Source organism: Streptomyces sp. NPDC004561 (assembly GCF_053602155.1).
The window spans coordinates 21671-30120 of the sequence record NZ_JBSGDB010000051.1 but is presented as its reverse complement, the minus strand read 5'-3'; the positions used below and the strand labels follow the sequence as shown (position 1 = coordinate 30120).

Annotated in this window: 10 protein-coding genes and 2 pseudogenes; 6 read left to right on the top strand and 6 right to left on the bottom strand. The window is 74.5% G+C overall.

Annotation, left to right across the window (positions count from 1 at the left end; translation table 11 throughout):
- Positions 1-94, bottom strand: a pseudogene (locus ACWEN3_RS10140) (cupin domain-containing protein); the annotation flags it as partial.
- Between the two features lie 251 nt (positions 95-345).
- Between ACWEN3_RS10140 and ACWEN3_RS10135 the strand changes: the two are divergent.
- Positions 346-680, top strand: a pseudogene (locus ACWEN3_RS10135) (DUF3140 domain-containing protein); the annotation flags it as partial.
- Between the two features lie 39 nt (positions 681-719).
- Here the strand turns inward: ACWEN3_RS10135 and ACWEN3_RS10130 are convergent.
- On the bottom strand, positions 720-1076 hold the full coding sequence (locus ACWEN3_RS10130; protein ID WP_452968054.1) for a hypothetical protein: 357 nt from the start codon (positions 1074-1076) through the stop codon (positions 720-722).
- 174 nt (positions 1077-1250) lie between these two features.
- Between ACWEN3_RS10130 and ACWEN3_RS10125 the strand changes: the two genes are divergently transcribed.
- Positions 1251-1685, top strand: a complete 435-nt coding sequence (locus ACWEN3_RS10125) for a PPC domain-containing DNA-binding protein (protein ID WP_452968052.1) — start codon at positions 1251-1253, stop codon at positions 1683-1685.
- Between the two features lie 123 nt (positions 1686-1808).
- Positions 1809-3233, top strand: a complete 1425-nt coding sequence (locus ACWEN3_RS10120; protein WP_452968049.1) for a phytoene desaturase family protein — start codon at positions 1809-1811, stop codon at positions 3231-3233.
- A 39-nt stretch (positions 3234-3272) separates the two neighbouring features.
- Here the strand turns inward: ACWEN3_RS10120 and ACWEN3_RS10115 are convergent, their stop codons facing one another.
- From ACWEN3_RS10115 to ACWEN3_RS10105, 3 genes are all read right to left on the bottom strand, one after another.
- Complete coding sequence (locus tag ACWEN3_RS10115) at positions 3273-3842, bottom strand: TetR/AcrR family transcriptional regulator (RefSeq protein WP_452968047.1); 570 nt, start codon at positions 3840-3842, stop codon at positions 3273-3275.
- Positions 3843-3889: 47 nt separating this feature from the next.
- Positions 3890-4711, bottom strand: a complete 822-nt coding sequence (locus tag ACWEN3_RS10110; protein ID WP_452968045.1) for a thioesterase family protein — start codon at positions 4709-4711, stop codon at positions 3890-3892.
- A gap of 103 nt (positions 4712-4814) precedes the next feature.
- Positions 4815-5051, bottom strand: coding sequence for a hypothetical protein (locus tag ACWEN3_RS10105; RefSeq protein WP_452968043.1), 237 nt, complete (start codon positions 5049-5051; stop codon positions 4815-4817).
- 201 nt (positions 5052-5252) lie between these two features.
- Between ACWEN3_RS10105 and ACWEN3_RS10100 the strand changes: the two genes are divergently transcribed.
- From ACWEN3_RS10100 to ACWEN3_RS10090, 3 genes are all read left to right on the top strand, one after another.
- Complete coding sequence (locus ACWEN3_RS10100) at positions 5253-5600, top strand: SAV_915 family protein (RefSeq protein ID WP_452968041.1); 348 nt, start codon at positions 5253-5255, stop codon at positions 5598-5600.
- 14 nt (positions 5601-5614) lie between these two features.
- Positions 5615-6949, top strand: a complete 1335-nt coding sequence (gene lysA / locus ACWEN3_RS10095; RefSeq protein ID WP_452968038.1) for a diaminopimelate decarboxylase — start codon at positions 5615-5617, stop codon at positions 6947-6949.
- Between the two features lie 76 nt (positions 6950-7025).
- Positions 7026-7385: a hypothetical protein gene (locus tag ACWEN3_RS10090; RefSeq protein ID WP_452968035.1), complete on the top strand. Its 360-nt coding sequence runs from the start codon at positions 7026-7028 to the stop codon at positions 7383-7385.
- 26 nt (positions 7386-7411) lie between these two features.
- Here ACWEN3_RS10090 and ACWEN3_RS10085 read toward each other — a convergent pair whose 3' ends face one another.
- The gene (locus ACWEN3_RS10085) at positions 7412-8368 is read right to left on the bottom strand and encodes a LysR family transcriptional regulator (protein ID WP_452968033.1); all 957 of its coding nucleotides are present in this window, start codon (positions 8366-8368) and stop codon (positions 7412-7414) included.
- Between the last annotated feature and the right edge of the window lie 82 nt (positions 8369-8450).

The window sequence follows — 8450 nt, the reverse complement described above, 5'->3', positions numbered from 1 at the left end:
TGGCCTCCTGGTCGGGTGGGCCGCCGTCGCCGAGGATCTCCAGCAGCTCCTCGAAGTAGCGCTCGTGGTCCGGGGGCGGGCTCGCCTGGAAGAACTGGGCGCCGCGGGGACCGACTTCCCCGGGCGTGCCGCGCTCGTCATGGTGACGTACACGGCCGCCCTGGCCCTGATCGCCACCGCCTTCGCCCGCGCGGAAGCGGAGCGGGCGGACGGCGCCCTCCCGGCGACGGGGCGCGTCCTTTCGCGCACGCGGGGAGAGAGCCCCGCTGCGGGGTCGTAGGCAGACGTACGCTCCCCGGCTCACACGCTGCGCGGCGAACGGGCCGCCCGCAGGCTGGAGGGGCGATGCCGTTCTCCGCGAGGGAGTGTGCGGAGACCTGGGACGCGTTCCGCGGGCTGGTGAACATGACACCGGCCCGGCTCGACGAGTGGCTGGACTCCGACCGGTCGCGTGAGGCCGGACAGCACACGGGCGGAGGCGAGTCCACCGGGCACGCCTCCGGTCGCCGGGTCACGGAGATACTGCGGGCGAAGAAGGGCGATCTCTCGGACGACGACTACCGCCACATGCGCAAGGTCGTCGGCTCATCCGCCGCCGTCTGGCCCAGCGGCCGTCGGGAGACGTACGGGACACCCGACGGCGGGACTCCCTGATGAGCCGGGGCCACGACCCGCCGGCCCGACGGAGGTCAACGCCCTGGGGGTTGGGGACCCTCGGGTCACGCGGCCATGGCGAGCGCCGCGGCGCCGGCGATCGCGGCGTCGATACGGGCGTGGACGACCAGGCGGACGCCACTGGTGTCGGCGCCGGCCTCGAGCAGCCGCCGGGCGGGCGCGTTGTGGGTGGCCACGGACATCAGCAGGCCGAGGCGGCTGCACATACGGTGCGCACGCAGGACGATGCCGACCACGGGGCCGTCCGCCGCCGGCTCGTCCAGGACGACGACGAGGGAGGCCGGCTGGTACGCGTGGACCAGATCGCTGATCCTCGTCAGGAACGTGGCCCGGCCGCCGATGCCGGGGTCGGCGTGCACCGTGATGACGAGCACCCCCTGCCGGAGTGAATGAGAGAGCATCACGGACCGCTTCCTTCCCGTGGCGAATCGGTTCATCTCCGACTACCCGTTGCCGGATGCGCAAAGCGTTCCGGGGCCACCGTCGCGCCGAACCGAAGCCCGGACGGGCCGGCCGTCGGGGACGCCGGAGCGCGCGGCGGTTCACGCGGGGCGGCCCCGGGTACCCAGGCGCGCATGAAGTGGCAACAGGTGCAGGAGTCCCCGGCCGCCGTCTACGTCCTGGTGCTGGATCCGGGTGAGGAGGCCCTCGACCGGATCACCGGGTTCGCACGCGCCAAGGGGCTCGGCGCGTCGCAGGTGACGGCGGTGGGAGCCTTCTCCGAGGCCACGGTCGGGTGGTTCGACCGCGAGGCCAGGGACTACCGGCGGATACCGGTGGGCGAGCAGTGCGAGGTGCTGTCGCTGCTGGGGGACATCGCCCTCGGGGAGAACGGGCCGACCCCCCATCTGCACGCCGTGCTCGGTCTCTCCGACGGTACGACCCGCGGCGGCCACCTGCTGGAGGGCAAGGTGTGGCCGACACTCGAGGTCGTCGTCCGCGACAGCCCCGCGGAGCTGCGGAAGACCTATCGCCCGGACATCGGACTCGCGCTCATCACACCGGACTGACGACATGACACCGCGCCCCGAGGCGGACGCCCGCCCGTCGGTGCTTCGCGTCCGCCCCGACCACCCTGTCCACGAGGTGCGGACCGTGCGCCCTCTTCGGCCGAACACTTGGGGCAGGGCGTCATGACCACCGCGGTCGTCGTCGGCGGGGGGCCCAACGGGCTCGCCGCGGCAGCCCTGTTGGCCAAGGCGGGCCTTGAGGTCACCCTCCTGGAGGCCGCCGCCGAGACCGGCGGGGGCACCCGTAGTTACGAGGCCCTGGTGCCCGGACTGCTGCACGACCACTGCTCGGCCGTCCACCCCATGGCCGTCACCTCTCCCGCGCTGCGCGCCCTGGAACTGGAACGCCACGGGCTGCGCTGGCTGCTCCCCGAGGTCGACTGCGTCCACCCGCTCGACGACGGCACGGCCGGCGTCCTGCTGCGGTCCGTGACCGAAACCGCGCGCGGACTCGGCGTGGACGGCGGCCGCTACCGGGCGCTGCTCGAACCGTCGGTGCGCCACTGGGACGCCCTCGCCGGAGACGTCATGGGCCCGCTGCTGCGCATCCCCGACCACCCGCTCCTGGTCGCCCGCTTCGGCCTGCCGACGCCGGCGCCGGCCGCCGTCCTGGCGCGTCTGTTCCGTACCCCGCGGGCGCGGGCGCTGTGGGCCGGTGTCGCGGCGCACGCCTTCCGCCCGCTGTCCGATCCGTTCAGCTCCGCGATCGGCCTCGGCATCCTCGTCGCGGGTCACGCCGCCGGCTGGGCCGTCGCGGAGGGCGGTTCGGGCGCCATCGCCCGCGCCATGGAGCGGGTGCTGCGGGAGCACGGCGGTGAGGTCCACACCGGGGTCCGGGTCACCGACCGCTCCCGGATCCCGCCCGCGGACGTCACGCTGCTCGACCTCGACCCCGGTCAGGCCGCCGCCCTCTACGGCGACCGGCTGCCGCCCCTGGCACGGGCCGCGTACCGGCGCTTCCGCCGCGGCCCAGCCGCCTACAAGCTCGACCTGGCGGTCGAGGGCGGCGTGCCGTGGACCGACGAGGACGCCCGCCGCGCCGGCACCGTCCACCTCGGCGGCCCGTACCCCGAAGTCGCCCACGCGGAACGGGAGGTGGCCGCGGGGCGCATGCCCGGCCGCCCGTTCGTCCTCGTCGGACAGCAGTACCTGGCGGACCCGTCGCGCTCGGTCGGCGACGTGCACCCGGTGTGGGCCTACGCCCATGTCCCCTACGGCTACGACGGGGACGCGAGGGAGGCGATCCTGGGACAGCTGGAGCGCTTCGCCCCGGGCGTGCGGGAGCGCGTCCTGGGCGTCCGCGTGACCCGGCCGGCCGACTTCGCCGCGGCGAACGCCAACTTCGCCGGCGGGGACATCCTCACCGGCGCGATGACGCCCCTGCGGCTCCTGCTCGGCCCTCGCGCGGCGCTCGACCCGTACGCCACCGGCATCCCCGGCTTCTTCCTCTGCTCGGCCGCCACCCCGCCCGGTCCGGGCGCCCACGGCATGTGCGGCGCGGGCGCGGCGGCATCCGCGCTGCGGTACCTGGGGGTTCGCGGCGGCTGAGGCCAGTGCCACCGCGCCCGGGCAACGCCCGATCGCGGTCTACGGGTTCAGCGCGGGGCCGGCCATGACCCCCTGGGTGATCATCCGTACGCCGGCGCGGAGTTCGCGGCGGACGGCCTCGACATCGCGCAGGTCGGCCTCCAGGCCCCGGGTGAAGGTGAGCAGGACGGCGGCGGCACGCCGGGCCGTGTCCAGGACGACCCCGGCCAGGGCCGAGGTGAGGAGCACGGCCAGGCCGTCGGTGTAGGTGGTGACCAGCTCGGGGGCCTGGGCGGAGGCGGCGGACAGCAGCTCCTGGGCGTGCGCGGGGCTGTCGTGCCGCAGCCGGACGGCGACCTCCAGCTTCACCGCGAGGACCGCGAGCACCTTCTCCTCGGGCGTGTCCGCGGCGGCCGCCGCCTCCCGGGCCGCCGCACCGGCCTGCTCCAGGCGGGTCCGGACGACCTTGGCGACCGCCTCCTCCTTGCTCCCGTCGTACTTGTAGACGGTCGGGCGCGACATCTGCGCCTCTTCAACGATGTCGGAGACCGTGGTGCGGCGGTACCCGTTGCGGCAGAAGCAGCGGTAGGCGGCGTCGAGCACGACCTGGGAGGAGGGCACCTTCGGCATGGCTACGAAATTGACACCCGGCTCGAATTGTATAAATGTCCCGCTCGTCAGGCTCCCGGCTGGGGGCGGACGGTGAGGATCTGCTGGGCGCTGCCGACCGGGCCGTCGACGTCGTGCAGGACCGTGCTGGTGAGGCCCTGCCCGGAGGGGCCGAAGGTGACGGAGGTGTCCAGACCGGTCCACGCGCCGCGCGGCCGGCGGTGCAGATGAACGGTCAGGTCGACGTTCGGGAACATCCACTCCGTGGGCGACTGCCGGACGGCGATGCCGTTGGCGGTGTCGACCAGGGCGAGATACGACGCGAGCGGGCTCACCGGAACACCGGCGACCAGATCGAGGGGCGTGGAGATCCAGGCCGTCGTACGTCCCGGCCTGGGCGGTGCGAGAGGGCGGACGTCCAGGGAGGCGATGTAGCCTCCGGGCCAGTCGTCGGACATCGCCCACGGTTCCAGCGACTCCGGTGCGGTGAGACGGTCCCCGGGGCCGCCCGCGACCTCGGTGGTGTCCACGGCGGCCAGGAACCAGGCGCGGGCCCGTACGACCGGACGGCCGGCGATCCGTACGACCGCTTCGAGGAGTTCGATGGTCCGGCCGGGGCGGACGGTCTCCACCTCGATCTCGCACTCGTCGAGCGCGAGGCGGCCGAGGATGTCGTAGCTGATCCGGGAGAGGACCAGGCCGTTGTCCCCACAGGCGGCGCGGTACCGGTCGAGGGCGTGGACGACGAGCCCGCCGAGCGGGCTGAAGTGCTGCTCGTCCGGGTCCCAGGCGCCACCCGCGTGCGTCGTCGGCTTGTAGCGGTGGTCGTCTATGGGTTCGAAGTAGCTGCCCTGGGATGCGGTGGAGCTGGGCAAGGGTCGCTTCTCCATTCGGGTGGCGGGGTGCGAGCGGCTGCTCGGGACGCTACCGGTGTCCGGCCGTCCCGCCGAGTGAGAAAGTGCACACTACATGTAACGCGCCGTGCCCGGAAGGTCAGCGCCGTCCCGACGCCCGGAGCACGGCCTGCGCCGTCTCGTCGTCGATGTGGTGGCCCAGCCGTTCCAGGACCTCCGCGCCGTGGCACAGCGTGCCGCGCTCCAGCGAGCGGCGGACTCCGGTGCCGAGCTCGTGCCAGAGCCGAGCTCGTGCCAGAGCGGCACCGTGGCCGGGTGCCTCGGCTCGGCGGCCACCCGGCTCGCCGCAGGGGGCTACCGCTTCGAGGCACGACACGGCACGCGGCAGGGCCTTCCACGCCCTCCCACCAGGGACGTCAGCACCGCGTCAAGGTCGCCGGAATCCTCGTCAGCGTCCCGTCAGGGCCGGTCCGGGAGCCGGGGAGGCCGGGCATAACGTCGGCAGCGAGCCCCGGTCCGCCTCCCCGCGTCCGGGGTCTCCCCGACCATTCGCTCCCTGACCTCCGGGAGGCACCCCATGGCAGAACTCCTCTACGGCGACGACCCCGAGCCCTCCGATCGGTTCCCGGCCGGACCCCTGTACGTCCCGGTCCGGCCGGGCCCCCGCGGGTGTGCGGCCCGCCTCTTCCGCACACCGCTCGGCGACCGCACCGCCGTCGGCTTCACCTCCGAGCGCCGGCTGGCCGCGATGCTCGGCCCCGGCCAGGCGTGGATCCGCCTCGCCGAGCCCGCCCTGCGCGCGCTGACCGCCCCGCTCGGCGTCACCGCCGTCACCGTCGACCCGCAGTTCACCGCGCCGGCGCCCGCGCCGGTCACGCCGGTCACGCCGGTCGGCCTCCAGATCCCCGCGCTGCGGACCGCCTGAGAGGGGCAGCCACGATGACCACGGTTCACGAACCCACCACCACTGTCGCCGCCGCCGAGTCGGTGGTGTGGCCGGCCTCGACGACCGAGCCCCGCCTGGGCTGCCTCGCCGTGGGCGGCGTACCGCTCGCCGAGCTGGCCGACCGCTTCGGCACCCCCGTCTACGTCCTGGACGAGGCCGAGGTCCGCGACCGCTGCCGTACCTATCTGAACGCCTTCCCCGACGCCGAAGTCCTGTACGCCGCCAAGGCGTTCCTGTGCCGGGCCATGGCCCACTGGATGGACGAGGAGGGCCTCGGCCTCGACGTCTGCTCCGCCGGCGAACTCGAACTCGCCGTCACCACCGGCTTCCCGCCCGAGCGGATCGTCCTGCACGGCAACGCCAAGTCCCCGCGGGACCTGGACACCGCCCTGCGCCTCGGCGTCGGACGCGTCGTCATCGACAGCCCCTCGGAGATCGCCCGGCTGGCCGCCGCCGTCGGACCCGACGGCCACCAGAAGGTCATGGTCCGCGTCGTCCCCGGCATCGCGGCCGGCGGCCACGAGAAGATCCGCACCGGCACCGGGGACCAGAAGTTCGGCCTGTCCATCGCCGACGGCTACGCCCAGCACGCCATCGCCCGCATCCTCGACCAGCCGCAGCTCGAACTCACCGGCCTGCACTGCCACCTGGGCTCCCAGATCACCAGCGTCAAGCCGTACCTGGTCGCCGTACGCCGCATGGTCGGTCTGATGGCCCGCCTGTACGAGCAGCACGGCCTGGTCCTGCCCGAACTCGACCTCGGCGGCGGCCACGGCATCGCCTACCGCCCCGGCGAGGAGGCGCTGGACCTGACCGCACTCGCCCGCAAGGTCCGCGCGGAACTCGCCGGGGCCTGTGTCACGGCCGGACTCCCCGTGCCCCGCCTCGTCATCGAACCCGGACGGGCGATCGTCGGCCCCGCGGGCATCGCCCTCTACCACGTCCTCGCCGTCAAGCACACGGGCGACCACCTCTTCGTGGCCGTCGACGGCGGCATGAGCGACAACCCCCGGCCGGCCCTGTACGGCGTCCGGTACGCGCCCCGGCTCGTCGGGCGGCACAGCACGGCGGACCGGACCCGGGTGACCGTGGTCGGCCGCCACTGCGAGGCCGGCGACATCCTCGCCGCCGACGTGGAACTCCCCGCCGACGTCCGCCCCGGAGACCTGCTCGCCGTGCCCGTGGCCGGCGCCTACCACCTGTCCATGGCCTCCGGCTACAACCTGGTCGGCCGCCCGCCCGTGGCCGCCGTACGGGACGGCCACGCCCGTCTGCTCGTCCGCCGGGAGTCCCTGGAGGACATCCGCCGCCGGGACGTGGGCCTGTAGCCCGCGGCGCCCCCGAACACCTCCGGGCGGCCGACGGACCGGCCTCGCCCGCAGGTGCGGCGACCACCGGCCGACCGTGAGCGCGGACGCTTCGGACGCCGTCGTCTCCCTGTGGCGGGGCGCCGGACCGACGCACGGGGAGGCCGCCCGGACCGATGCCCACCGGGCCGTCGTCGGCGCCGCGGCCGGTGTCATGGAGTGGTACTGCGGCTTCGCGGCGAGTCTCGGCCACAAGGCGCCCCTCCCCGAGCCCGTCCCGCTGCGTCCCAAGGGCGCGTCACAGCTGGTGGAGTCCGTCCGCACCGATCTCGTCGACGGCTGCGGCCAGGCGACGGCCACGGCCGTCCGCGTCATCTGGACCGGCGACCACGTCGACGTCGCCCGCCGCCTCCAGCCGACCCTCGCGGCGGCGGCGCGGGGGAGTGCCGTCCACTGATCTCCGGGAGAGCGGGTGCGCCGCTCTCACGCGCCCCAGAGCGTGACGTACACCGGAGGCCGGAACCGGGAGGGCGGGACGCCCGTGCCGGGCGCGCGCATGATGCGGGTCGCCGCGGGCGTGTGCAGGAAGTGGAGGAACGCGTCGGTGGCCGGGGAACGCTGCTCGGGCGGCAGGACGGTGGCGTGCCACGTGGCGTCCGACGGTGTCGCCGGGGTCTCCAGGACGCGCAGCTCGTCGCGGCGGATGCGGGGCGAGACCAGATGGGCCAGTGCCGGTGCCACCCCGGCGCCCTCGGCGGCGGCCGCCCAGGTCGCGGCCTGGTTGGGGAAGACCCACACGTGTCCCTCGGCCACTCCGAGCCGGCGCAGCAGCCGCCCGGAGTCCGCGTCCGGATCGGTCCCGGAGGAATCGACCAGCCACGACCACTGCGGCGGCGCACCGGGCGGCCGCGGGGACCTGGCGCCGATCACCACGACCAGCTCGGTGCGGAACAGCGGCTCGCTGACCAGTTCGCCCCTGCGGGCGGCGCCGGGACACGGCCCGAGCGCGACGTCGGCCAGCCGGTTCTCCACCAGCACGCGCATGGCGCTGCCGGAGGCCGCCCCGAATGAGGTCTCCGTCCTGCGCCCCGAGCGGCAGGCGAAGGCCTCCACGAGCGACGGGAGCACGAACTCGGCCAGCGTGCTCGTGGCGACGACCCGCAGTTCGTCGGGCGCGCCCCGCGCCGCGCGCACCGCGGCCTCGGCGTCCGCGCTCAGCGCGACCATCCGCGACGCGACCGGCAGCAGCCGCGCCCCGGCGGGCGTCAGGCGCATCCCACCGCCGCCAGTGCGCCGGATGAGCGGATCGCCGTAGTGGGTGCGCAGCGCGGAGAGCGCCTGTGACACCGCGGACTCGCTCACGTCCAGCGTCCGCGCCGCGGCGGACACCGAACCGAGCCGGGCAACCAGCACGAAGGTGCTGAGCTGCGTGACGGTCACCACCCGATTTTCCCCCATTCCAAGTGATAAGTGAATGCTTATCCACCCATTGCACGGCCGATGCGGACGAGCGCAGCATCGC